The sequence below is a fragment of the Pedobacter paludis genome, assembly GCF_003173575.1.
GTDB lineage: Bacteria > Bacteroidota > Bacteroidia > Sphingobacteriales > Sphingobacteriaceae > Pedobacter > Pedobacter paludis.
Window position 1 is genome coordinate 713,684 of record NZ_QGNY01000001.1, and the last position, 26,013, is coordinate 739,696.

Sequence of the window (26,013 nt, forward strand, 5' to 3'; positions counted from 1 at the left end):
CGTGCCCGTTCCTATCAGGTTTAAAATGAAAGTACCCTAATAACCAATCGCTTATAATTAAATGTAGATATCCAAAAACGTTTCTTAAGTCTATCTGTTACTCCAATATAATTTAACCTAATATTTTTATCATGACGATTCAACTGAATACCGACAAGAGTTTAACGATCCATCAAGAATACGAAGACAAGATACAAACTCAAATTACTGAAGCATTAAGCAGATTTAACGATTTAATAACAAGATTAGAAGTTCATTTATCTGATGAAAACGGCAATAAAGATGGCTTGGATGATAAACGTTGTTTGTTAGAAGCTAGAATTTCTGGAAAGGAACCAATAGCAGTCACCAATTTAGGCAATACTTACGATTTAGCCATTACAGGCGCCTTAACAAAGTTGAAAAGTAAACTGGACACGATTGCAGGGAAATTAAAAACGCATTAAAATTACAATTTTGTCACGTTGAGCTTGTCGAAACGCTTCAATATAACTTTGAAAAGTCCTTCGACAGGCTCAGAATGACAGATTTAATATGAAGCAACCCCTTTTATCGTAATTCCGATCTTAAATCGATTTTGGCAACATTAATAAAAATGGCAGAGCTTTTTTATAATCGAGTTCTTCATATTCCAAACCTAAAGCTCTTAAATTTTGGTAGTACCTAAGATGATTTTCGTAATACATCTTCTCAGATTGCATGAACCAAGCTTTTGCGCCTAATTTCTGAGCCAAAAACCATTTTTCAATTAATCTTCCCATACGGCCGTTTCCATCATTAAAAGGATGTATTTTCACAAAGACCAAATGAATCATGGAGGCAAAAAAGAAAACTTCTTTTATATTTAATTTTAAATAGAGCAAAATACTTAAATCGTTATAAAATTTTCCCATTTCTTCTTCAAGTTTGAACGGGGAAACTGCAAAATATTCTATACGTCCATCAGGAGTAGAAACATACATATTGCTCATTCTAAATTTTCCTTGGTAATTTTTGGCAACAATATGCTTACTTAATAACCGATGAGCCGCTGAAAGATTTTCTTCGTTTAATAAATTTCCATTTGCAAAATCGTAAGCGGAATATAAATCATCAATTTTCTTTGTATAATCAGGTAAAAACTCAATCCCAAATCGTTTATGTTTTATATAAGAATCAAGCTCAATATCCTCACCCTCTATTTTGCTCGAATAAACTGAAGAAACTGAAGTATAAAAGCTGAATGCGCTTGTAGAAATTTCTGCATCCTGTAAGCCATCAAATTTCGCCTGCAAATCATCATCAACTTGCGAATAATAATCCTCAAGTAATTCTATAGGTATAATTTTCAGTTCATCAAGCATTATTGCAAATAGATTTCAAGCTAATTTAGCATTAGATTTTGTAAAAAACTATTCCGTTTAAAGTTGCTTAATATAACCTAAAAATAGTTGCAATGCCTTTTTTCGATCCTCCGTTACTTCAAATTGAAGCTTGTGATACAAATAATCTTCCAAATCGAAATTATTGGTTTTAGGTAAATCTTGTAAAACCTCATTTCTATGTGCTAAGCCAAACTTTAAAGCATCATTAAATTCATCTTTAAAGGCTTGTGAAATTTCTTTATTCGCCACCCAGGCAGCATACATAAATGGTAATCCGGTAAAGTTTTTCCACTCCTCACCCATATCATAAGCAAAAGCGTAGTCATCCTTTTTACCGAAAGTTCTATCACCTATTAACACAATAGCATCAGCTTTTGCATTTGGATCGGTTGTAAACTCTACTTCCTGCTTCCAATAAAATTTAAGCAATACTTTGGCGAGATTATTCGAAGTTCTAGAATGGGAATCCAGTCTTAAGGTTTTGATTTCTTCAACGGGAACATCACTAAAAATGAATACTGAATTTACAGCACCATCGCTCCCGATACAATAATCGGCAACAATATTGGCATTTGGAACTAAGGGAATTGCAGCTACAGGCATTAAACCTATATCTACCTGACCACTAATTACTTTAGCCGCACAATCTGATGGAATATCTAAACTTAAATCTATTTTGTTAATGATTTCGGAATGTTCTAAACCGTATATAAAAGCTTTGGTATTGGTGTAAGCAACAGCCGATATTTTTATCTTATTCAATGGTATTATTTTAATGTTTTAAAGTATTTCCATCATTGCGAGGCATGAAGCAATCTTAATGCGTTCGCTATTGCTATAGTTTAAGATTGCTTCTCTCCAATCAATGACGAGTTGGTTAGGCATCCGTTTGCCATGGTTTGTGTCCTCAAAAACCATTAAAACGAATTATTGCCCAATTACTAAACCATCCAAATGTATGGAGTTATTAAATTCAAGAACGGTAAAATTTCCATCTTCAAAACCCATTTTATACAAAACAGTATTCTGATGTGGAAACTCAGTCATTTCGCTTAAGGGCTTACCAAGTAACAAGCAAAGAAAAACACGCATCGCCCTGCCATGCATGCAAAGCAAAACCGTTTCTTCTTCAGGTCTGGTGGATAAAACTTTCATTGGTTCTTTCAATCGATCGTAAACATCCTGAACGCTTTCTCCGCCTTCGAAATGGGCGGTATAATCTCCACTCTCCCAAGATTGTAGCATTTCACGAAAAGCATCCCTGGAGCCCTCAGTATTCGGTTTTCCTTCCCAAATGCCCCAGGCTAACTCATCTAAACCCGATAGTTTTTCCCAAGGTAATCCAGAATCGATAAATTTTTGAACCGTTTGCCACGTGCGTTTTAAATCGGATGTATAGATTTTATCGAAAGGAATGTCTTTATATTTCTGATAGAAAGCCTCAGCCTGCGCTCTACCGGTATCATTTAAGTCAGAATTTATACCTCTACCCTGTACTATGCCTTGTCTATTAAGTTCTGTTTCGCCGTGGCGGATAATATAAATTTGCTTCATTTTTTAAATTATTGAATGATTGATTTTTGAATGAGTGAATGCTAATAACCCTATTGAAAAAATTCACTCATTCTGTCATTCACTCATTCTATCATTAATTTACGACAGGCAACTTATAATATTGCGGTTTCTTTTCCTCTTCAAAAACAACGTTTTCAAAATCGGTAACTACATTATATAAGGTATCGCGTTCTATTGCTTTTCTGCCAACTTGCTTAATCAAATTAACCAATTCCTTGGTACTCATTGCAGGTGTTTGCTCTTCAGCACCAGCCATTGAGTAAATTTTTGTGGTATCATCCAAAGTTCCATCAATGTCATCAACACCATAATTTAAGGATAACTGAGCTGTCTCGCGACTAATCATTGCCCAATATGCTTTAATGTGGTCGAAATTATCCATATAAATACGAGCAATAGCGTAATTTCTTAAATCCTCAATTACCGAAGACTCAGCCACATTGCTCATTTGATTATGTTGATTTCTGAATTTCAGTGGAATAAAGGTTTGGAAACCACCGGTTTTATCCTGCAATTCACGAAGTTTTTCCATATGATCCACTCTATGTTCAAATCTTTCTATATGACCATAAAGCATTGTTGCATTACTTCTCATTCCTAATTTATGCCATTCCTCATGTATCGCCAACCATTGTTCGCCTGTACATTTATCTTTAGCAATCTGCTCACGAATTTCAGGATGAAAAATCTCGGCACCACCGCCAGGCATAGATTGCAAGCCAGCATCTTTCATTAGTTTCATGCCTGTGGCATAATCAATTTTAGCTTTCTTGAATATATAATGATATTCGACAGGTGTTAGAGCCTTAACGTGTAAATCAGGACGATGTTCTTTAATTGCAGTAAACAATGCAGAATAAAAAGCAACATCGTACTGTGGCAAAACACCACCAACAATATGAACCTCTGTTACCCGTTCATCATCATATTTCTTAACAATATCGAGCATTTGCTCCATGGTTAAAGCCCAGCCCTCTTCTTTTTGCTTGATTAAGCGAGAATAAGAACAGAATTTACAATCGTAAACACAAAGATTTGTTGGCTCTAAATGGAAATTACGATTGAAATAGGTTTTATCGCCATGCTTTTCTTCACGGATGAAATTTGCCAAAACACCCAGATAACCTAATTCTGCATGCTCGTAAAGGTAAACGCCCTCATTAAAAGTAATACGTTCTTTATTAAGGACTTTGTGTGCTATGTTTTGTAGTTCAGTTGATAATGATGTATCAGCTAATATTTTTTCAACTTGCTCAGTTGTATTCATTCCTGATTTTATTTTGAACAAAAATACAATATTGAGGCGATTTGAAAATCATTTTCTTGTAACAAACGATGAGATAGCCACAGATTCGAAGATTTTGAGTTTTTAAAAAATAAATTAACCACAGATGGACACGGATAGACACAGATTTACATGGAATTAGAAATGTAGCCTCCGTGATTTCAGTGTTTCCGTGGCAAAAAATTGCCCCCAAAATATTAGTCAATATTAATCTGCGGCAAAAAAATACAAACCCAAATCCATGCATATCCTTTATTATCTGTGGTTAAAAAAATCTGTCGCTAAACAAAAAAGGCACCTCTTTTCAGAAGTGCTCTTCGCATTGTATTTCATAGGTAAATGAAATTATCTTGCAGCAGGTACAAATGTTAAAATGATATTTGCCGTTTTACCGCCAAACTCAATTGGAGATTTCATAACCATTTGTGTGCTAGAAAGCTCAGTTAAAACTAAACGATAACCTTCTGTAACGTTTTTAGCTTTATCACCTTCAAATATTTTCTTAAATTGAAATGTTTCCTCTTTTGGAGTTGCCGACCAAAAAATAGTCTGCATTACAGATCCACATGGGCTTGTTGCAGGTAAAGTATACGAACCGTTTCCACTGTTTGTTAGGTTCCAAGTACTGCCCTGAAAACACTTGTAAGATTTTTCGCCAAATAAACCTTGAACTGCTCCATCCGGTAAGCCATCTAAAGCAACATTGCTAACCACCCATTCGCGAACTACTGTACCTCTGCTACCTGTAACACCTGCAGTTACTCTTTTCGCTGTATTACAACTTTGTAACATTACTAATGTAGAACATGCAATTGCGATAGCTATAAATAATCTTTTCATTTTTGTTTAATTTAAATTTCGCCAAATAGAACACATAAATCTTGCCAAAACAAATTAAGGGATAAAATTAGTCTCAAATTCTTAAATTGCGCAATAAAAGAATTCGAATAAAGCTAAATCATCATGAAACCCGAAACCCTTGCTATTCACGCCTCTAATCTTGTTAAAAGTACTACCGGTGATGTTACACCACCTCTAAATTTATCCACAACTTTTTTTCGTGATGAAAATGGAGGCTACCCGGGTGGGCATATGTATAGTAGGGTAAGCAACCCAAATCGGTCTGCTTTAGAAAACACAGTGGCAAAATTGGAATTTGGAGAAGATGCCGCAGCTTTTGCCTCGGGTAATAATTGTGGAATGAGTTTGTTTCAGGCTTTAAAACCTGGCAGCCATATTATCGCTCCTGATGATATGTATTGGGGCATCAAAAAGCAATTGTTAACGATTTTTAATGAAACTTTGGAGTTTGATTTTGTCAGTCAGACAGATTTGGATTTGATTAAATCATCCATTAAACCAAATACAAAATTAATCTGGATTGAAACACCGTCTAATCCATTGCTAAAGGTTACCGATATTGCCGAAATTTCAAAGATTGCACAAGCAGACAACATAACTTTAGCCTGCGATAGCACATTTGCCTCGCCTATTCTACAAAATCCAATTTTGTTGGGCGCTGATATTGTAATGCACAGCAGTACAAAATACCTGGGTGGGCATAGTGATGTTTTAGGTGGCATTTTAGTTACAGCCAAAAAAGACGAGCTGTGGGATAAAATTAAAAATGTGCAGCAAACAGGTGGTGCAGTCCCATCTCCATTTGATTGTTTTTTGCTTTGCAGAAGTATAAAAACTTTGGCCTATAGAATGAAAGGCCATTGCGAAAATGGAAAAAAAGTTGCTGATTATTTGGTTCGCCACCCCAATGTTGAAGCTGTATTTTATCCGGGCTTGGAAAGCCATCCACAGCATGAAATTGCCAAAAAGCAAATGAAAGATTTTGGTGGCATGATGTCTTTCTTAGTTAAGGGTGATGTTGAAGCGACGAGTAAGGTGGTGAATAAAGTTCAGTTATTTGCACAGGCTACAAGCTTGGGTGGTGTAGAAAGTTTAATTGAGCACCGTTACTCAGTTGAAGGGCCAGATAGCAAGACACCTAAAAACCTTTTAAGAATTTCAGTTGGTTTAGAACATGTTGATGATATTATTGCTGATTTAGAACAGGCTTTAGGGTAATCCGACTGATTTTCAGCAATTAAATTCGTCATTGCGAGGCACGAAGCATTCTTAATACGCTCGCTATAACTGATCGGTGTAAGATTGCTTCTTGCCTCGCAATGACGGTTTCCTAAACAGCGGGGCGAAACCCCTAAGAATTACAATCCCGCTCATTTTCAAAATCTATTTAGGATTACAAATTGTCGTCAACTTTAACCCATAATTAGGATTTAGAGGCTCGTTAGTTTGAGCCAATCGCTGCGAACCTGTATTTGCCGGACAAGCAATATCTCCAGCTGCATCGTATACTAATTTTGTTCCGTCTGCAATTAATTCTTTGGGTACATAAACCTGTACTTTTGTAATCGAATAGCCCGAAGGGAAATAGCGAACGTAATAACCATCAGGATGTTTGGTCCAAATCCCACTCGGAACATCGCTTCTAGGAGGAGCCATACCTGCAATAATTGCATATTTTTCCATGTCAGCGTAAGTATAATTGCCAGATGCAACAAGTTGGCGGATGTTATTTTCTGCTTCAAAAACCGCTTTCACACCCGATGGAAGCTGATCTTTGGCTTTTTCCATTACATCAAAAGGAAGAACGCCAAGGGCACCTCCTTCTAACTGGGTGAGTTGTTTTGTTGTTAACAATTTAATCGCGGTTAATTTAACCTGACCGGAATAATCTGCAAATTTTGTTCTGGCAATTATGGTCCACAATAAGACCTGAATATCATGTTGTTCTACTTCAGGATGTTTTTCTGCACTCTTTAAAATTGATACCACAATTTCTTCTTTCGGACCTAAAACGGGTGCAAACATATAACCATCTCCTTTTGATGGTGCGAAAGTACCAGCTTTAAGGCAGTAACTTTTGTTTGTCATTTCATACAAACCTGCACAAAGCACAAAACCACCATCTGGATTTTTTGGCAATAAATATAAAGGTTGGGCTTTCAATGTGGCTTTAAAATCAGGCATCATCTCGCCTTCTCTATTTACATCCTCAAAACTTGTAGTAATAGCCGCCGGCTGTTTAAGTAGTTTATCAACGCCTAAAGCTTTTGCGCCTTGCGATGCGCCAACTTTTAAGAGCTTATCTTTTAATCCGCCAAATTGAGCCTGGGCATTATAAAAGCAACTTAAAAATAATAATGCAATACAGTAAGATTTTACGTTTTTCATAGTTAATTAAGATTAGATAGGTACCACAAACTTAAAATTTTAGAATTAATTCTGGGTTAGATTAATAATTTAAGTTCTCAAATTAAAATTACAAATTTGATTTACAACGAGTTAATTATTTTTCGAAATATAATTTTGTTGTTTAAAATATATTTCAGACATTTGAAATATTATTTGGCGAAAGACAAATAAAAGTCAATCTTCACGGGTTGATTTATAAAGAAGTGGCGAGAGACAGGCTCCGAGACCCACTGGCAACCCTCAGAAAGAGAAGGTGCCAATTCCTGACCGAATAACATGGTGTTATTTGGAGATATAAATTAGAACTTGATGAAAACATTAAATCTTCAATCGCTAAGCGAACCTAGTTTAAACCTCAATAAGGCAAAAAACTCTTCTATTTCATTGATTTGTTATGATATGCAGGCGATTATTTGTATGTGCTGTTGCATACAGTAATTAATAAATCTTCCTCTTTTGTTCTTATTCAAATTGGAAGGTCCCAATAAATTGGGATACGCCCCCTTGATAGGATTATCTGATTTCAGAATCTCTATAATCCAATTTAATCATTCAAATATTCATACAATCAATTATTAATAAAAATGTCAACTTCATATAAATTTGAAACTTTACAATTACACGCTGGTCAAGAAATAGATCCAACAACAGGTTCTCGGGCAGTTCCAATATACCAAACCACCTCATACGGATTCAAGAATGCAGAGCATGGCGCCAATTTATTTGCTCTAAAAGAATTTGGGAATATTTATACCCGTTTGATGAATCCCACTACCGATGTTTTTGAAAAAAGAATAGCGGCGTTAGAAGGTGGGGTTGCCGCATTAGCGGTTGCTTCAGGACAAGCAGCCCAATTTATCGCTTTGCATAACATTTTAGAGGCAGGTGATAGTATTGTTTCCTCTTCACATATCTATGGCGGAACTTATAATCAGTTTAAAGTTGCATTTAAACGTCTTGGGATTCATGTCGATTTTGCTAATCCTGATGAGCCAGAAGAATTTGAACAAAAAATAACCGATAAAACAAAAGCCATTTATTTGGAGACAATCGGCAATCCTGCGTTCAGCATCCCTGATTTCGAAAAAATTGCAGCAATTGCGAAAAAGCATGATCTACCTTTTATAGTTGATAATACTTTTGGTGCTGGCGGTTATTTGTTTAAACCATTGGAACATGGCGCTAACATTGTAGTAGAATCTGCAACAAAATGGATTGGTGGTCATGGAACGAGTATTGGCGGAGTTATTGTTGATGGCGGAAATTACAATTGGGGCAATGGAAAGTTTACCCAGTTTACAGAACCATCAGAAGGATATCATGGTTTAGTTTTTAACGATGTATTTGGAATTGGAGGCCCCTTTGGCAATATTCAATTCATTATTCGTGCCCGCGTTGAGGGATTAAGAGATTTAGGCCCTGCACTTTCTCCCTTTAACTCATTTCTTTTGCTTCAAGGTTTAGAAACATTATCCCTTCGTGTTCAACGCCATGTAGATAATGCTTTGGAGCTTGCCATTTGGTTGGAAAACCATCCATTGGTTAAAGAGGTACACTATCCTGGCTTAGCAAGCAGTAAATACAATAACCTTGCAAAAAAATACCTTAGCAATGGATTTGGAGGGGTTTTGTCATTTGAATTAGAAGGAAGTAAGGAAAATGCAACACAGGTAATCGATAATTTGAAACTGGTTTCGCATTTAGCCAATGTAGGTGATGCTAAAACATTAATTATTCAGCCCTCTGCAACAACCCATCAGCAATTAAGCGAAACGGAACAATTAGCCGCTGGTGTTAAGCCAAATGCCTTACGCGTATCTGTAGGTATAGAGCATATTGATGATATTAAGGCAGATTTTGAACAAGCTTTTGCTGCGATTGGTTCTACCATTAAAGCCGATGGTTTACACGCGTAATATTCTCCGATTCCAGTTTTAACAACAACAATACAAATTATAATGAGCTCAGTTTCCACATATAGTTATCCCAAACAATTCAAATTAGAAAACGGAAAAAAAATACGCAACCTTCAAATCGCATATCAAACTTATGGCAAGTTAAATGCGAAAAAAGATAATGTAATTTGGGTTTGCCATGCTTTAACAGCCAATTCAGATGTGTTTGAATGGTGGGAAGGTTTATTTGGTGTAAATGCGTTATTTAATCCGGCAGACCATTTCATCATCTGTGCAAATGTTTTAGGATCTCATTATGGAACCACGAGTCCTTTAAGTACAAATCCAGTAACAGGCTTACCATATTATTTAGGATTTCCACAATTTACCATTCGAGATTTTGTTTCTGCTCATCAACTTTTGGCCAATCACTTAGGAGTAACCCAGATTAAGGTGTTAATTGGAGGCTCTTTAGGCGGTCAACAAGCCGTAGAATGGAGTATTGCCGAGCCAAATAAAATTGAAAACCTCATTTTGGTCGCAACAAATGCAGCGCATTCTCCATGGGGAATCGCATTTAATGAAAGTCAGCGTTTAGCCATTACTTCCGATCGCACTTTTTTTGCAAACCAACCAAATGGCGGCAGTAAAGGTTTAAAAGTTGCTCGCAGCATTGCACTTTTAAGTTATAGAACTTACAATGCTTATGGCAGCACGCAAGTTGAAAGTGTTAACGATAAAACAGATAATTTTAGAGCATCTTCTTATCAAAACTATCAGGGAGAAAAATTAATTAATCGTTTCAATGCGTATAGTTATTACTATTTAACCAAAGCAATGGACAGCCACAATGTTGGAAGAAATCGCAAAAGCATAGCCGATGCTCTTAAGCTAATTAAAGCAAATACCTTGGTAATCGGAATTGAAAATGATGTTTTATTTCCGCTTTCCGAACAAAAATACTTGGCAGACCATATACAAGGAGCAGAATTCTATGCGCTACATTCCGATTATGGACATGATGGTTTCTTGATCGAAACCAATGCTTTAACCAATATTATCGGAAATTTCATTAAAGAAAGCAGTAATAAAAAAATTATCAAACTTCAGCACACCGCTTAAGATTAAATAAAAATAATCAAACACAGATGGGATTTCAAATTAACTTCTTGTTAAATCTGTAGTTGAATAAAATAAAAACATAAAAATAATTTAGTAGCGAAATGCTTTTTTTAGCATGTAGTCTTGATACTCGCTACCTGATACTGTAAATAATATGAGTAAGAATTTAAAAATTGGTTTATTTGGTTTTGGAGTTGTTGGACAAGGTTTATTGGATATTATTCAAAGTCAAAACCTAAACTTAGAGATCATCAAAATTGCAATTAAAGATCCAAGAAAAACACGTACCCTAAATAAAGATTTGTTTACCACCAACCGTGATGAAATTTTAGATGACACTGAAATCAACACCATTGTTGAATTAATTAATGATGCTGATGCAGCTTATGAAATTGTAACGAAAGCACTTAAAAATGGCAAAAATGTAGTGTCGGCAAACAAAAAAATGATTGCTACACATTTAAAGGAACTGGTAGATTTACAAAAACAATATGGAACATCTTTATTGTACGAAGGCGCAGTTTGTGGCAGTATTCCAATTATCCGCAATTTGGAAGAATATTATGATAATGAACTTTTCCATGCCTTAAGTGGTATTTTCAATGGGTCTTCAAATTATATTTTATCGAAAATATTCAATGAGAATCAAAGTTATGGTTCGGCCTTAAAAGAGGCGCAAGATTTAGGTTTTGCAGAAACTGACCCAATTTTGGATGTTGGAGGGTACGATCCTAAATACAAACTGGCAATTGCTACTGCGCATGCATATGGCTTGTTCATCAATCCAGATCACATTTTAAATATCGGCATTCAAAACCTTTCGCAGTACGACATTAACTATGCGAAAGAAAAAAACTTTAAAATTAAGCTGGTGCCAACAGCAAGAAAAATAGATACAAAGCAAATCGTAACTTATGTTTTGCCAAAATTGGTAGCTAAGGATGATTTCTTATACAATGTAGAAAACGAGTATAATGCAGTTACCGTTCAGGCTGCATTTGCAGATAAGCAATTCTTTTTTGGCAAAGGTGCTGGCGGGCATCCGACTGGTGCTGCCGTTTTATCGGATATTGCTGCTTTGCGCTATGATTACCGCTATGAATATAAAAAATACCATCAAGAAAATGGAGTAATCCACACGGAAAATATCTTATTAGAAATTTATTTGCGTTATGCCGATGAAGATTTAATTACATTATTAGAATTCGATAACATTAGCGAACGCTATTCGGCTAGTAGTTATAAATATGTTATTGGAACAGTTAAGTTAGAAAACCTAATTAAAAATCGTGATCTACTTTTAGATGAGGCTGTATTTATTGCTTATACTGGAAGACAGATCTACAAAGAAGAAAAGATTTCGACGACAACTTTTGTTGAAGCTGAAGCCGTTTTGTAAAGAATTTTTAAGGTTAATTTTTTTATTTGTTTTGTTGTTAAGCATAAAGGTCGGAGCGAGTCCGACCTTTTGCATTATTTAAAGTTGTCCAGGATTCATTGCCGATCTTCGTTTTCCTTATCATTTTTATGGTAAAGTTCTATAAATACAATCTTTTTTTTATCTGGAAAATAAGCGTAATCATTTTTAACATGGTTTTAATACAAAACAATAACATGTTAGATTATTAAACAACCCCCTATCCTCTTCCTGCCATATCCATCAGCTTGTGCGCCAATTCTTTGCCAAGATAACCATCAATGATTCTATGAACGATATACAGAATTGGTGTCATTAAAATGGCAACAATAAATTTGTAAGTATATCCAACCAAACCTATTGCAAAAACCTGTTGCCAGCTATAATGATATTGTGGGTTTACATAAAAGGCGATAAAGATTACAACAAAACTATCTACAAATTGAGAAACCAATGTTGAACCCGTTGCACGAAGCCACAGTGCCTTTTCTCCAGTGATTTTTTTTATTCGATGAAAAATAACTACGTCTACCATCTGTCCAATAATAAAGGCAGTAATAGAACCAACAATTATCCACATACCTTGACCGAAAATGCCAGCAAACGCATTGTTCATATTCAGATCTTCACCATTTATGTTTTGGTGAACCCAGAAATCGGCAGCGCTTAAATGCATTGATCCCCAAACCACAATAAAGGCAAAGGCAATTAGAATGGAAGTCAAAATAGATAAAAATCGAACTTGTTTAACGCCAAAATATTCATTGATAATATCCGTCATAATAAAGATTATTGGCCAGGTTAAAACCCCAGCAGACATTACAAATGAAAGATGTGGAACGCCAAATAAATTGATGTCGAATTTTTTAAAGCCTAGGGTTTCTTCTACGCTAAATAATTTTACACCAATAAACTCTGATAATATTGCATTGGCCACAAAAAAACTACCCAGAACGAGTAATAAACGGCTTTCTTTCGTTTTAAAAGTCATAGACTATAAATCTAAAAATAAAATGCATCACATTACAGTTCAAATATTAATTTTTATTGATTTTTATTTTTTTTATAAATATTATCCCTTTTTACAATCATTCGACCTTAAAAATAGTTTAAGAACTTAAATCTCCCAATCTTTGCGGCTTCAAAAAACCGGAAATCCTTATGGCTAAAAAACAGCACTTTTATCTCATTTTAATTTTGGGCTCTTTAGCCGCATTAGGTCCGTTTTCGATTGATATGTATTTGCCAGGCTTTATTGATATAGCCAAGGATTTGCGTACAACAGAATCGGCAGTATCGCTATCCTTATCCAGTTTTTTTATCGGGATTTCTGTAGGTCAACTTTTGTACGGACCACTGTTAGATAAATACGGCCGAAAAAAACCTTTGTATTTTGGTTTAGTGCTTTATATTGTTGCTTCTATTGGTTGTTTGGCAGTTACAGATGTTAATCAATTAATTGTTTTGCGTTTTGTGCAAGCGATTGGAAGTTGCGCTACAGCAGTAGCTTCTGTAGCCATGGTTAGAGATTTATTTACCGTTGAAGAAAGCCCAAAGGTTTTTGCATCCTTAATGCTTGTAATTGCTGTATCTCCTATGCTAGCTCCAACAGCTGGGGGGTATTTAATCTCTGCCTTAGGCTGGAAATACGTTTTTGTATTTTTAGGCTTTATGGCGGTTTTGATGCTATTAGCCTCAATCTTTAAATTGCCAGAAAGCTATAAGCCTGATCCTGATTACTCCTTAAAACCAAAACCGATCTTAACCAACTTTCTTGTCGTTTTAAAAGAACCTCAATTTTATACTTATGCGCTAATTAGCTCGATAACCTTTTCTGGTTTATTTGCCTATGTATCATCATCTCCAACTGTTTTCATGAAAATTTATGAAGTAAGTAAAACCGGATATGGTTGGATTTTTGCACTTTTATCTGTTTCATTTATTGGCTCAAGCCAAGTTAACAGCATAATATTGAAATGGTTTAGCAGTAAGAAAATTGTAACATGGGCATTAATTGCTCAATGTATCTTCAGTTTAGTATTCTTGATTTTTGCAATGAGCGATTGGTTAAGTTTGTATTCTACAATTGGTTTTATTGCATTATTTTTATGTTGCCTTGGGTTAATCAACCCAAATGCTGCTGCTTTATCTTTGGCGCCATTTAGCAAAAACGCGGGAAGTGCATCGGCTTTAATGGGCGCTTTACAAATGGGCTTAGGTGCTTTGGCATCTGTAATGGTAAGTTTATTTAGCGAACATTCCGTTGTCCCGATGCCATTGGTTATGGCGGTGGCGGCATTTACAGCCCTATTCTGTTTGCTTATTGGCCGAAGATTTATTAAAACAGAAATTGAAGCTTCTGCAGATGCAGCAGTTGTTGCACATTAAATTTGGTTAACTATTTTTAAATAAAAAAGCCACTGATTTAAGGTTTCGGTGGCTTTTTATTTATTGTAAAATGGATTTGCTTATGATTTATGGCACAAATAACTTATAAATTAAATAACAGGCTATTGTTCCCACAGCAACAAGAATAAATCCACTTAATCTCTTTTTCTTGATGAAACAAATTAGGATAATCCCAGATATAGAAACCAAAGTCATTAACACAGCAGAGATATCGATAATCCAAGACCAAGCCTTACCAGAATCCCGGCCTTTATGCAAATCATTTATCACCGCAAAAACACCCAGTCTTGTAACTGTTAATTCATATTTTCCCGTTTCACGATCAACGAAAGAATCTGCTATGTAACCCGGACCATTAAAAGTCATACTGCATTCACGGTCATCAATTCTGAAATCACTGAGGGCACCTTTAACCTGATGTTTGTTTCTAAAGTATTCTACCAATTGCAACTTGTTAATTTTAGTTGTGTCTGGTTGGTTTACCCATTTAACATTCACATTTCCAGAGTCTTTAGTTACTACTTCTTTACCTGATGTAAACCAATCTGCATGATTTAAAGTTAAACCAGATACCGCAAAGAATAATAAAATGGTAAAGCTTACCATTGATAAATAAATGTGCAACCAACGGGATAAACCAGCTAAACGCTTTTTACCCTTGCCTTTTCCACTTTCCTTTTTTACCGCTTTTTTCCCTAAACCGGAAGGTGCAGCAATTACATTACTTTTTTGGGGTTGAAATTTTTCTGTAGTCAAGGGATGCTGAAGCTAATTCTGTATTAGGGGTTAATTCTACTTTTTTTGCCGAACCAGTAAATTTCATAGTTTGAGAAAGAATTTGATACGTTCCATGTTCTCTGGCAACTTCTATATAAACAGTATAAGTACCAGCTTTAACTAAGTTTCCGCTATCATCTTTACCATCCCAAGCTAGGCTGTACTTTCCAGGACCACGAGTTGCAGAACTGGTTGAACTTAATTTACCTTCAGCACCTTTTTTAAATTCATCACCGTTTGTGCGTGTCCAGGATTTTAAATCTGGTAACCAACGCGGTTTGTTGTACCAAATAGCAAGGTTACGAACAGGTGCTTTCGCAGCATCTTCTACCCAAACGGCTACAAACGGGCGACGAACCCTCATTCCTTCAATCTGTGCTATTTCTAAATTTACTACCAATTCATATTTAGTATTCCAAAGTTTATCAGCTTTGTTGTTGGTTGTTGAAATGGCAACTGGCTTTTCTACTTTTATTTCATATTTAGACCAACCCTTGCTTTTAATTTCTTCTCCATTTTTGGTAATCAACAGATATTCTAAATCATTTCTTGAGGAAGCTAATTTTTCTATTTCACTAACAGATAATACATTAAATGAAGTTGCCAATGCACCAGCTTCACTTGCATTTGGTGCAATTACTGTAGCGCTAATGATCTCAGAAACTGGATTACCTGTACGCGGATCAACAATATGCGAATACCATTTGCCATTTACGCTAAAGCCTCTGCGGTAATTTCCGCTTGTAGCAACAGCCATATTTGAAACTTTAACAGTAGTTAAGGCTAAATCATTTTCAGCATCTGCCATAGGGTCTGCAATTTCAATACTTTCTGATTGAGATCCTTTTACAACCATATCGCCACCAATATTTACAACTACGTTTTCTATTCCTGTTGTATGGATTGCCTTATCTGCCGCTTTATTAATAATGTAACTTTTAGCGAAAGAGTTCAAAGCTAAAGGCACTTCATCCAAGCGTGTAACCGTTTGGGTTTTTTCATCCAAAACATAATGCTTTTGCTTTACCTTAGCAACTGCAGTTTGTAATTCAGTTACAGAAGGTAAACGATTTTCGCTAGATGCTTTCTTCCAAACTTTAGCAATTACTTCTGCAGATGCATCTAAAGCGCCATTGGTTAATATTTTATAATTTTCGAAAGCTTGTAAAACCTGAAATAAATCAGCAGATATCTTTGTAGGTTGATTACCATTTTTCATCCACTTATTAAACTCGCTATCAGCTTTATAAGCACTTAAAACATTATCTAATCGATCAATTTCCATTAAAGTATTAGTTTCAGCTTGATCGGCATCGGCTTGATTTAAAGCTTTAAATTTTAACTCTAAAGATGTTCCCAATACATTTTCGTAATTGGATACAAAAGTTCTTGACGCTTTCTTTGGTGTTACGAAGGCAGACGCCGTAACAACCAGTAAACTAATGGTAAGTATGTGCTTAAATTTCATAAATTAAGAAATGTTTATATTTATCTGCAAATAAAAGGCTTTATTTGGATTAATTATAGATAACATTGAAATATATTTGAAATAATACAAAATGAGTTTATTCAAAATTTGCTGTGAGATTATGCAATAAGGTCACTGATTTTTAAAACTGTGAGTGAATTTTAGTGATTACCGAATGGCTTGGCTTTAACCTTTATCCTTTAATCTTCGATGCTTTTTTCTTATTTTCGCTAATAGATGTTGAATATACAATCGAAACTTCCAGGCGTGGGCACAACCATTTTCTCGGTCATGTCTAAACTCGCTACAGAACACAATGCGATAAACCTATCACAGGGTTTTCCAGATTATGCATGCGATCCTAAATTAATAGAGCTGGTTAATAAGGCAATGAAAGATGGCTTTAATCAGTATGCACCAATGCCTGGCTCCAATTTATTAAAAGAGAATATTGCCGAAAAAGTAGAAAAACTTTATCAGGTAAAATACAATCCAGATACTGAAATAACAATTACCGCTGGAGGAACACAGGCAATTTTTACGGCTTTAACTACCGTTATTAATCCTGGCGACGAGGTAATTATTTTCGAACCCGCTTATGATAGTTATGCCCCAACAATTAAACTGTTGGGTGGCATCGTGAAAACTTATGAATTGGCTCCACCAGATTATGGCATTAACTGGGAGATGGTTAAAAAGTTATTTACAGCCAATACAAGGATGATTATTTTAAACTCACCTCAAAATCCTACCGGAAGTATTTTGGCTGCTGAGGATATGCAGGCTTTGATTAAGCTAATCAACGGAACGGATATCTTGATTTTAAGCGATGAAGTTTATGAGCACTTAATTTACGATGGGCAGAAACATCAGAGTGTCATGCTCTATCCAGAATTACGCCAGCGAAGTTTTATTATCGCTTCTTTTGGAAAGCTCCTGCATGCCACCGGCTGGAAATTGGGTTACTGCCTAGCGCCAGAAAAATTAACTGCTGAATTTAGGAAAGTACACCAATTTAATGTTTTTAGCGTTAATAGTGCAATGCAACAAGCAATAGCGACTTACATTAAAGAACCAGACAATTATACCGGTATAGGCAATTTCTTTCAACAGAAACGAGACTACTTTAGAGCACTCTTAGCCGATAGCCGCTTTAAATTATTACCTTGTAACGGCTCATATTTTCAATGCGCAGGTTATAATGAAATAAGTGATGAGAGTGATAAAGATTTTAGTATAAGATTATTAAAAGAATTTGGAGTTGCCACCATCCCAGTTTCGGCATTCTACCAAAAGGGTACAGATCATAAAATTATCAGGTTCTGTTTTGCCAAAGAAAATTCCACACTTTCTAAAGCAGCAGAAAAATTAAGAAAAGTTTAACATCCCAAACAAACACATATGGAAGCACCTGTTTATACCCAAATAGAAAACCTGAAAGTAACTGTATTTCAGGCGTATCTTTTTTGGGAAAACATTGAAAAAAACCTGTTAAATCTTGCTCTGAGGCTCTCTATGGGTGTTCGGGAGAAAACCGATTTAATTGTGTTGCCAGAAATGTTTAACAGTGGCTTTAGTATGAATGCAGAAGTGTTGGCTGAAGAAATGGGCGGAAAAACCATGCAGTGGATGCAAAAAATGGCTTATCAATACAATTGCATCGTTACCGGAAGCTTAGTAATCAAGGAAAACAATCAATATTTTAACCGTTTAATTTGGATGGAACCAGATGGTGAATATCAACATTATGACAAGCACCATTTATTTGGCTTGGGTGATGAAGATAAGAACTTTACTGCTGGTAATGATAAACTGATCGTAAAGCTCAAAGGTTGGAAAATACGTTTGGCCATTTGTTACGATTTGCGTTTTCCGGTCTGGCTAAGAAACCAAAATGAGGAATACGACATTCTGTTACTTATCGCCAGTTGGCCAGATAAAAGGTCGCTCCATTGGAAAGCACTTATTACCGCTAGAGCCATTGAAAATCAAAGCTATGTCATTGGCGTTAATCGAGTTGGTCACGATGGCAATCAGGTTTATCATAGCGGGCATTCTATGTGTATAGATCCATACGGAAGTACAGTTTATTATAAACCAGAAGATGAAGATTTGTACACTTTTAGTATTAACTACGAAGAATTGGTAAAAATAAGAAGGCAGTTCCCTTTCCTTCGAGATGCCGACCAGTTTACGATTACTTAGCAATTTAAATATTCAGTTTACCAAAATAACCGATTCAAGCAATTAGTCTAAAAATGTTTAACCGTCGTAAATTTATTAAAGCCTCTGCCCTTTCGGCCGGCTTATTGGCTCTGGATAAAACCAGCATGGCTGAAGTTTTACCTGCAAAACCTAAAACAGCAACCAACTTTCCGATTGTAATTTCTACCTGGGATTTCGGCATTGCAGCAAATGCCGATGCCTGGAAAGTGCTTTCAAAAGGCGGACGTGCTTTAGATGCTGTTGAGCAAGGTGTTTGGGTTCCAGAGGCTGATGAAAAAAATCAATCGGTAGGTTACGGTGGTTTACCGGATCGCGATGGAAACGTTACGCTTGATGCCTGCATAATGGACGAATTTGGTAATTGTGGCGCCGTTTTAGCACTTGAGCATATTAAACACCCTATTTCAGTTGCTCGTAAAGTAATGGAAAAAACACCTCATGTTATGCTTGCCGGAGAGGGTGCACTACAATTTGCTTTAGAGCAAGGTTTTAAAAAAGAAAATCTGCTAACGCCTGCCAGTGAAAAAGCATGGAAAGAATGGCTTAAAACAGCAAAATATGCTCCCGTAATGAATATCGAGAATAAACTTTACGAAAAAGCCGCACCTCAAAAACTACCCGGAAATCAATACAACCACGATACGATTGGAATGCTTGCCATTGATGATAAAGGAAACATTTCTGGGGCCTGCACAACAAGCGGAATGGCTTATAAACTACATGGAAGAATTGGAGATAGCCCTATAATTGGTGCCGGCTTGTATGTAGATAATGAAGTTGGTGGAGCAACATCAACAGGTGTTGGAGAAGAAGTGGTTAGAAATGTAGGTTCTTTCTTGGTAGTAGAACTTATGCGCCAGGGCTTTACACCGGAAGCAGCCTGCAAGGAAGCGGTAATGAGAATCATCAAAAAGAAACCCGAAACAGCCAAAAATATTCAGGTTGGTTTTTTGGCCATTAACAAAAAAGGAGAATATGGCGCTTACGCCATTCAGCAGGGCTTTAGTTACGCGGTATGCAATGCCGAAAAGCAAGATCTCTTAATTAAAGGAAAAAGCTATTACTAAAAATAAAAATCATCCCAAATCAAATCTTAAAAATTAATTAAAAAAAGAATGGGATTACTATCTAAAATTTTCGGAAAAAAAAATGTAGAAGAACGTCAGGGCGAGCCAGATATGGTTTATGTACCCAACGAAGACGAACGCATGAACTGGGCAATTGAAAAGGCTAAATTAACACTTTGGTACTTTGAAGAAAGCCTGGCAAACCCACAGCAGCATCAGGTTTACTTCTCTGTTAAAGTTCATATAATTGATGGAGATAACGGCGAACATATTTGGTTAACCGAGCCGCACTTTGATGATGAAGGCAATCTATATGGTACAATTGGAAATGAACCGGTTAATGTGTCAACAGTAAAATTGAATCAAAAAATCGGCATTGATAGAAATTTGATTTCTGATTGGATGACCATTGAAAACGGCCGACTAATTGGTGGTTATACCATTCGAGCAATTAGAGATGGGGTTCCAGATGCAGAAAAACCAGCTTTTGATAATAGCATAGGTTTGTACATTGATGAGGGTGTAGATCATTTTAAAGCCGATTTTAGTACGCCCGAAGGTGCTATTTTATCCTTAGAAAAAGCTTATAACAATCAGGATCTTGATGGAGCAATTGCTTGTAAAGATTTTGATGAGGAAGCTAAAGCGATGCTGTCTGGTATGAAAATGGATTTTGATGAAGAAATAATCAATAATACAGCTGAAGTTTTAAGGCTTTCATTCATTAATAATATCGAAGAACAAGGTTTCCCCGATTTCACCGTAACGCAATCTGCATTTCCTGAGCGGGAGAAGATAGACGAAAATCACTTCATCATTACCGAAGTTTGTTGGTTTCCCGATGGTGGAAAATCTATTCAGAAACTTAATACTTTTAAATCACAAAATGGATGGAAAGTTATAGGGCCAGTTTAATGTCTAACTTTTTCAATACAGGAAGATATTAATCTAAACACTTTATGAGTTCCAATGTAATGGATAGAAATTCAAACTCCTCTGTAGAAAACTGGGGATTGGAAGTATGTGCCAATGGTTATGAATCTGCTTTGGCAGCACAAAACGGTGGCGCCAAACGGGTAGAACTATGTGATAATTTGGCCGAAGGTGGAACTACTCCAAGTTACGCCCAAATTGCTTTGGCAAAAAAAAATCTATCGATCGAGATTTGGCCAATAATTCGGCCAAGAGGAGGAGATTTTTTATACACTGATCTGGAATTCGAGCTCATTAAAGAAGACATAAAAATCTGTAAATCATTGAATTGTGATGGAATTGTTATCGGGATACTTAAGGCTGATGGAGAGATAGATAAAGAACGCTGTGCAACCTTAATAGAACTTGCAAAACCTTTATCTATTTCGTTTCATAGAGCATTTGACATGAGCAACAACCTAGAAAAATCGTTAGAAGATTTAATTGAACTCGGAATTGTTAGAGTATTATCTTCTGGAGGCTCTTCATCAGCAATTAAAGGAGCAGAAACGCTGGCAAGGCTAGTTCTACAGGCTAAGGGAAGAATTTCGATTATGCCTGGCGCTGGCATTAATGAAAATAACTTACAGCAATTAATTGATAAATCCGGTGCTACCGAATTTCATGCTTCGGCTAAAGAATTTGTGTCCAGCAAAATGAAGTTTAGAAATAGCGAAAGTAAAATGGGAAATATTGACGACGAATATCAGTACGAGCTAAGTTCGGTAGAAAAAGTAAGGGCTTTGGTTAAAATTATTAATGATAACCAATAAATTTAATTTAATCTAATGCCTGGTGTATCATTGGGCATTTTGATTTATAGCGAAATGGTCTAAGTCATCACATCAGGTTTTAATATGAATGAAAAGTCTGGCTTAAATTACTCAACCAAATACAATCTTTTAATATTCAGATAATTAAGTATATTTAATAAACCAATTAACTAAATTAATTATTATGAAAAAATTCTCATCCCTAATGCTAATTGCACTGCTTTTTGCAGCCTGCCAAAGTAAAAATGCAACCAGTTCTGACTCAGCAAAGGCTGATACGACAAAATACCCTTACACTATAAAAAAAGCGAACAATTGGGAAATAAATACAGATAGTAAGAACCTTGTAATCGCAACTACGCTTATTAAAACCTTCGAAAACCTAGATACTGTTAATATGAGCAAAGTATTGGCAGACAGTGTTTGGTTTGTTCTTGATGGTTATAAATTTAAAGGGACAAAGCCTCAGTTTCTGAAACAGATACAGGAAGAGTTTGGTAAAATGAGCAGTTTCAAAATCCAAATGCAAGATATGGAATCTGTTGTAAATAAAGATAAAAGTGAAGAATGGGTAAGCCTTTGGTATAATCAAATATCTACCACAAAAGACGGAAAGAGCGATACCATTAATTTGTTTAATGACATCAAATTAAAAAACGGCAAGGTTGAAGGATTATCAGAATACGTACAGCATCCTATGAAAAAATAGAATTTTCTGTAAATAATTAAATACGAGGAGATAATTTCCTCGTATTTTTTTTGCTTTGATTTTTTACAATTCTATATTTATGGAAATTTTAACGCTCAAAAAATGGAAATTCCTACAAACAGCCATTGTAATGCTTGCTATAAAGCTTACTCACCAACCGATTTATTTTGTAATGGTTGTGGTTACCCACTTCAGGGTACTCCACAAGAACAAGATTTCTTTTTATCAGAGCGAAATGTAAAGGAAATCGATTTATCTTCAATGAACGAAGCAGTTAGAAAAGCTGGCAACTCCCTTTTCTGGATTGCCGGTTTAACCGCAGTTTCATCTTTATTTATTTTGGGAACAGTAGCCGAAGAAGATAGATCATCAGTTTTAATAGCGAACATAGTTTTATTTGTTGCCTTTTTAGGACTTGGTTTTTTAAGTAAATCGAAACCAACAGCAGCTTTAATCTCTGGCTTATCGCTCTATTTAATTATCCAGATTTTAAATGCCATTGACAACCCCTTAACCATATTTTCTGGAATAATCTTCAAAGTAATTATTATTGGTTATTTAATAAAAGGAATTAAAGCGGTTTTAGATGCTGATAAATTAAAGAAAGAGCTTAATATAGACTAAGTGGATAAAGAAAACCTTTCTTTTAAACTTTGCCAAAATTGTCAGCAGGAAATTCTCTTAAGCAATAGATTTTGTAATCACTGCGGAAAATCACAATTAGAGATTGACAAACAGGTTCATGAAAACAAATGGCTAAGCTTACAACAGGTTGCATTGTTTTTTACAATTGAAGTTTTATGCTGTGCCTCCTCATTTCTCATAGAGGAAAATAATCTGTTCACTTTATATTTTCTTGATGCGGTTATGGCAATTTCAGCTATTGCTTTTTTCGGCTACAGCTGGATTGAGAATAAAATTATACTCAAATGGCCAAATTTTTCATTTTTGAAATTGACTTGGTTAATAATTGCAACAATTTTAACTTCGGTAGTTGTTACATTTTTAGTCAATCATCTTAATAGAGATCTTTTGCACAAAGATCTTTCCTATTATTCAATTTTTGAATTTCATAAATACGGAAGGTATTTGATGTTTGCCTCTATGGCGCTGTATCCAGCAATTTTTGAAGAGTTAGCTTACAGGGGTTATTTAATGCAGAAATTATTAACGGTTGTTGATGAAAAAGAAGCGGTTTACATTTCTTCGGTTTTATTTTTCATCATCCACTTTAGCTTTTTATCAATTTTTTGGCTATTTCCTTTTGCCCTATTTCTTGGGTATCTTAGAATTAAAACCAAAACAATTTGGTATGGTGTATTTGTCCACTTCTTTTTTAATCTTACCGCTTGTTTTCTAGATCTTTATCCTTTGGAGGATCTCTATAAAATGATTTTCTAATTCTGGTTATCCCCACTCCCTGGAACGTAACCTAGTCCTGGAGTTAACCAGTGTAATAGAATAACTCTAGAATATCGATAGTTGATTGGAGACAATAACAGAACTCCAGCTAAGATTAAGCCCACATAATACCAAAGGTTCTCGTAAATTAGTGGCAAGCCTAAAATGTACGAAGCAACCCCTATTGTGATAATCTCTGCAACGTTCATGGCATAACTTACAAACATTGCAACGTAGAAAAAACCTGGCTCACGCTCAAATTTTAAATTGCAATAAGGACAACTGATGTTGGTTTTTTGTAATCGAAAAGCGTAAGCACTACCTGTAAAAATATCGCCTTTACGGCAACGTGGACATTTACATTGTAAAACAGCTTGAAATTTAGATAGCTCTGCCATAATTTTTTATTTGATGATGCAAATTTAAGTAATAGCTTATTCCTAAAACATGACCTACATCATACCATCAAAACCTTTTTTCATCTTAATGGTTTTAGAATTATCTTTTTATAATCTTGCCTCGTTTCAATTCAATGAGTTGTTTATCAGCAAGTAACTTAACTCCTCTAATTACAGTTTCTACACGCAATCCTGTCATATCGGCTAACTCTTGCCTAGTAACTGTTAAGCTGGCGCCGACTTCCAGATCAGTAAAAAGATAGTTTATTATGGTTAGCAATCGATGTTCTGCCTTTTCGTTCGCCAATTCTTCGAGCATCATAGATTTATAAAAAAGCCTGTTACTCAAAACCTTTATTAAATCCATACTGAAATCTGGATCTTCTTTGAGCAGATTCAAAAAGTCTATTTTACCAACAGGTATAATCTGTGCATCTTTATTTGCGATGGTATATGCTAAATAAGGTCGATCAACCAAAACTGCAGGTTCTCCAAAATATTCACCGATTTTAAAAACACCTTGAATAAATTCTTTACCGTCATCGCTAACCGTAACCATCCTTATTTCTCCGCTTTTAATAAAGTAAACAAACCGTGGTTTTCCGGAAGGTTCATAAATTATCGAATCTTTTGGATATTCTTTAACAGCGAACCCTTGATCTATTAATTTTTGAATATCCATTTATTTGATGCCTAACCTAAAGTTTCTTTCATTAAGCGTGAGTAGAATTCTTTCAGGGTTAAACCCATAGCTGCAACTTGCTGGGGAATAAAACTTGTGGCAGTTTGACCTGGAATGGTGTTAATCTCGATAAAATAGAATTTACCAGTTTCGTGTTCTAAGAAATAATCAATTCGAACCACCCCCCTACAATTTAGCTTTTTATATACATCAGTTACCACTTGTTGTACTCTTACCAGTTCTTCATCATTCATACGGCCTGGTGTAATTTCTTCGGTGGCACCGGGAGTATATTTCGCTTCGAAGTCAAAAAATTCGTTGGCAGGAATTACCTCCGTGGTTGGTAAAACGGTAATTTTTCCTTCAGCACCAAAAACTCCTATCGAAAACTCTCTTCCACTTACAAATTCTTCAATTAAAATCTGATCATCCTCTTTAAAAGCCTTCTCAATAGCAATTTCCAAATCATCGGCATGTTTAACCTTACTCATCCCGATACTACTGCCACCACTGTTCGGTTTTACAAAGTAAGGCAACCTTAAATCTTGCTTAATTTTACTTAAACTATGATTTCCACTTTTAAAAATCTGAACCGATTTAGCAGTAAACAAGTTATCGATACCTTCTACAATGGCTTTAGTGTAGCCTTTATTCATTGTAATTGAGGAAGTTAAAGCATTACAGGTAGTGTATGGGATATTAAGCATATCAAAATAGCCCTGCAATTTTCCATCCTCTCCTGGCGAACCATGAATAACAATAAAAACACCATCAAATTTAATTTTACGGCCTTCAAGTGTTAAGGAAAAATCATTTTTATCTATTTCTATCTTAACAGAATCGGCAGGCTCATAAAACCATCCCTTATCATTAAGCATGATTTGGTAAACGTCGTATAAATCAGCATCAATATTTTGAGCAATAGTTGCAGCACTTTTTACTGAAACAACCCATTCGCCTGTGGTACCGCCTGTTAACAATGCAATAGTTTTCTTCATGTTGAGAATACTTTATGAAATAGAATTTGTTATAAATATATCCCCAAAAATATAAATATCTTTGTGCAATCCTTAATTTTGATGGCCTGATTATTGAATTAAAAACAAGAAAAGATGATTATTATTTTAAATAATATTGGACGATGTTTTTTAAGCCTCTAATCATTCCTTATTCAATAATTAAATTAATTACATTTGAGTTTGT

The 26,013-nt window shown here is 35.4% G+C and carries 26 protein-coding genes and 1 riboswitch; of the genes, 14 read left to right on the top strand and 12 right to left on the bottom strand.

The genetic code is table 11. The features are described 5' to 3' along the window. Positions 1–131 precede the first annotated feature (131 nt). Entirely contained in the window at positions 132–446 is a 315-nt protein-coding gene (locus tag DF947_RS03055) for an HPF/RaiA family ribosome-associated protein (protein ID WP_109928195.1), read from the top strand. Positions 447–566: 120 nt separating this feature from the next. On the opposite strand, the gene DF947_RS03060 is transcribed toward DF947_RS03055, so the two are convergent. The 5 genes from DF947_RS03060 to DF947_RS03080 form a co-directional block, all read right to left on the bottom strand. Beyond that, positions 567–1,343: a Fic family protein gene (locus DF947_RS03060; RefSeq protein ID WP_109928196.1), complete on the bottom strand. Its 777-nt coding sequence runs from the start codon at positions 1,341–1,343 to the stop codon at positions 567–569. A 57-nt stretch (positions 1,344–1,400) separates the two neighbouring features. Then, positions 1,401–2,126: a menaquinone biosynthetic enzyme MqnA/MqnD family protein gene (locus DF947_RS03065; protein ID WP_109928197.1), complete on the bottom strand. Its 726-nt coding sequence runs from the start codon at positions 2,124–2,126 to the stop codon at positions 1,401–1,403. 165 nt (positions 2,127–2,291) lie between these two features. Further along, the gene (locus tag DF947_RS03070; RefSeq protein WP_109928198.1) at positions 2,292–2,918 is read right to left on the bottom strand and encodes a histidine phosphatase family protein; all 627 of its coding nucleotides are present in this window, start codon (positions 2,916–2,918) and stop codon (positions 2,292–2,294) included. Between the two features lie 94 nt (positions 2,919–3,012). Then, positions 3,013–4,206 (bottom strand): aminofutalosine synthase MqnE, encoded by a 1,194-nt coding sequence (gene mqnE / locus DF947_RS03075; RefSeq protein WP_109928199.1) that lies wholly within the window; start codon positions 4,204–4,206, stop codon positions 3,013–3,015. Between the two features lie 363 nt (positions 4,207–4,569). After that, on the bottom strand, positions 4,570–5,064 hold the full coding sequence (locus tag DF947_RS03080) for a hypothetical protein (RefSeq protein WP_240615312.1): 495 nt from the start codon (positions 5,062–5,064) through the stop codon (positions 4,570–4,572). Positions 5,065–5,187: 123 nt separating this feature from the next. Here DF947_RS03080 and DF947_RS03085 point away from each other — a divergent pair, with 123 nt between their 5' ends. Further along, positions 5,188–6,303, top strand: coding sequence for a trans-sulfuration enzyme family protein (locus DF947_RS03085; protein WP_109928201.1), 1,116 nt, complete (start codon positions 5,188–5,190; stop codon positions 6,301–6,303). Between the two features lie 165 nt (positions 6,304–6,468). On the opposite strand, the gene DF947_RS03090 is transcribed toward DF947_RS03085, so the two are convergent. Next, positions 6,469–7,473: a hypothetical protein gene (locus DF947_RS03090; protein ID WP_109928202.1), complete on the bottom strand. Its 1,005-nt coding sequence runs from the start codon at positions 7,471–7,473 to the stop codon at positions 6,469–6,471. A gap of 211 nt (positions 7,474–7,684) precedes the next feature. Then, positions 7,685–7,795, top strand: a riboswitch (SAM riboswitch). 283 nt (positions 7,796–8,078) lie between these two features. Here DF947_RS03090 and DF947_RS03095 point away from each other — a divergent pair. The 3 genes from DF947_RS03095 (at position 8,079) to DF947_RS03105 (ending at position 11,910) form a co-directional block, all read left to right on the top strand. Beyond that, positions 8,079–9,410, top strand: a complete 1,332-nt coding sequence (locus DF947_RS03095) for an O-acetylhomoserine aminocarboxypropyltransferase/cysteine synthase family protein (RefSeq protein ID WP_205940722.1) — start codon at positions 8,079–8,081, stop codon at positions 9,408–9,410. Positions 9,411–9,452: 42 nt separating this feature from the next. Continuing rightward, positions 9,453–10,511, top strand: a complete 1,059-nt coding sequence (locus tag DF947_RS03100; RefSeq protein WP_109928204.1) for a homoserine O-acetyltransferase family protein — start codon at positions 9,453–9,455, stop codon at positions 10,509–10,511. A gap of 154 nt (positions 10,512–10,665) precedes the next feature. Next, positions 10,666–11,910 (top strand): homoserine dehydrogenase, encoded by a 1,245-nt coding sequence (locus DF947_RS03105; RefSeq protein ID WP_109928205.1) that lies wholly within the window; start codon positions 10,666–10,668, stop codon positions 11,908–11,910. 238 nt (positions 11,911–12,148) lie between these two features. On the opposite strand, the gene DF947_RS03110 is transcribed toward DF947_RS03105, so the two are convergent. Then, positions 12,149–12,919: a queuosine precursor transporter gene (locus tag DF947_RS03110; RefSeq protein WP_109928206.1), complete on the bottom strand. Its 771-nt coding sequence runs from the start codon at positions 12,917–12,919 to the stop codon at positions 12,149–12,151. Positions 12,920–13,089: 170 nt separating this feature from the next. On the opposite strand from DF947_RS03110, the gene DF947_RS03115 reads away from it, so the two are divergent. Further along, positions 13,090–14,316, top strand: coding sequence for a multidrug effflux MFS transporter (locus tag DF947_RS03115; protein WP_109928207.1), 1,227 nt, complete (start codon positions 13,090–13,092; stop codon positions 14,314–14,316). Between the two features lie 87 nt (positions 14,317–14,403). On the opposite strand, the gene DF947_RS03120 is transcribed toward DF947_RS03115, so the two are convergent. Together DF947_RS03120 and DF947_RS03125 are read right to left on the bottom strand one after the other, a co-directional pair. Next, positions 14,404–15,093 carry a PepSY-associated TM helix domain-containing protein gene (locus DF947_RS03120; RefSeq protein ID WP_205940723.1) on the bottom strand — a complete coding sequence of 230 codons (690 nt, stop codon included), beginning with the start codon at positions 15,091–15,093 and terminating at the stop codon, positions 14,404–14,406. After that, a complete protein-coding gene (locus tag DF947_RS03125) occupies positions 15,059–16,582 on the bottom strand; it encodes a DUF2271 domain-containing protein (RefSeq protein ID WP_109928208.1) in 1,524 nt (507 codons plus the stop codon). The genes DF947_RS03120 and DF947_RS03125 overlap by 35 nt, the downstream gene beginning before the upstream one ends. A gap of 237 nt (positions 16,583–16,819) precedes the next feature. On the opposite strand from DF947_RS03125, the gene DF947_RS03130 reads away from it, so the two are divergent. The 8 genes from DF947_RS03130 (at position 16,820) to DF947_RS03165 (ending at position 23,730) form a co-directional block, all read left to right on the top strand. Then, a complete protein-coding gene (locus DF947_RS03130) occupies positions 16,820–17,965 on the top strand; it encodes a methionine aminotransferase (protein WP_109928209.1) in 1,146 nt (381 codons plus the stop codon). 18 nt (positions 17,966–17,983) lie between these two features. Further along, positions 17,984–18,787, top strand: a complete 804-nt coding sequence (locus DF947_RS03135; RefSeq protein ID WP_205940724.1) for a nitrilase family protein — start codon at positions 17,984–17,986, stop codon at positions 18,785–18,787. Positions 18,788–18,840: 53 nt separating this feature from the next. Next, the gene (locus DF947_RS03140; protein ID WP_109928210.1) at positions 18,841–19,875 is read left to right on the top strand and encodes a N(4)-(beta-N-acetylglucosaminyl)-L-asparaginase; all 1,035 of its coding nucleotides are present in this window, start codon (positions 18,841–18,843) and stop codon (positions 19,873–19,875) included. Positions 19,876–19,923: 48 nt separating this feature from the next. Continuing rightward, positions 19,924–20,790 carry a YegJ family protein gene (locus tag DF947_RS03145; RefSeq protein WP_109928211.1) on the top strand — a complete coding sequence of 289 codons (867 nt, stop codon included), beginning with the start codon at positions 19,924–19,926 and terminating at the stop codon, positions 20,788–20,790. Between the two features lie 44 nt (positions 20,791–20,834). Further along, the gene (locus tag DF947_RS03150) at positions 20,835–21,620 is read left to right on the top strand and encodes a copper homeostasis protein CutC (RefSeq protein ID WP_240615313.1); all 786 of its coding nucleotides are present in this window, start codon (positions 20,835–20,837) and stop codon (positions 21,618–21,620) included. A gap of 184 nt (positions 21,621–21,804) precedes the next feature. After that, on the top strand, positions 21,805–22,329 hold the full coding sequence (locus tag DF947_RS03155; protein WP_109928212.1) for a hypothetical protein: 525 nt from the start codon (positions 21,805–21,807) through the stop codon (positions 22,327–22,329). 102 nt (positions 22,330–22,431) lie between these two features. Then, a complete protein-coding gene (locus DF947_RS03160; protein WP_109928213.1) occupies positions 22,432–22,953 on the top strand; it encodes a hypothetical protein in 522 nt (173 codons plus the stop codon). Next, entirely contained in the window at positions 22,954–23,730 is a 777-nt protein-coding gene (locus tag DF947_RS03165; RefSeq protein ID WP_109928214.1) for a CPBP family intramembrane glutamic endopeptidase, read from the top strand. On the opposite strand, the gene DF947_RS03170 is transcribed toward DF947_RS03165, so the two are convergent. From DF947_RS03170 to DF947_RS03180, 3 genes are all read right to left on the bottom strand, one after another. Further along, positions 23,727–24,128, bottom strand: coding sequence for a DUF983 domain-containing protein (locus tag DF947_RS03170; protein ID WP_109928215.1), 402 nt, complete (start codon positions 24,126–24,128; stop codon positions 23,727–23,729). The two genes, DF947_RS03165 and DF947_RS03170, sit on opposite strands and share 4 nt — an antisense overlap. Positions 24,129–24,228: 100 nt before the next feature. Then, a complete protein-coding gene (locus DF947_RS03175; RefSeq protein ID WP_109928216.1) occupies positions 24,229–24,810 on the bottom strand; it encodes a Crp/Fnr family transcriptional regulator in 582 nt (193 codons plus the stop codon). 11 nt (positions 24,811–24,821) lie between these two features. Continuing rightward, positions 24,822–25,808: a D-alanine--D-alanine ligase gene (locus DF947_RS03180; RefSeq protein ID WP_109928217.1), complete on the bottom strand. Its 987-nt coding sequence runs from the start codon at positions 25,806–25,808 to the stop codon at positions 24,822–24,824. Between the last annotated feature and the right edge of the window lie 205 nt (positions 25,809–26,013).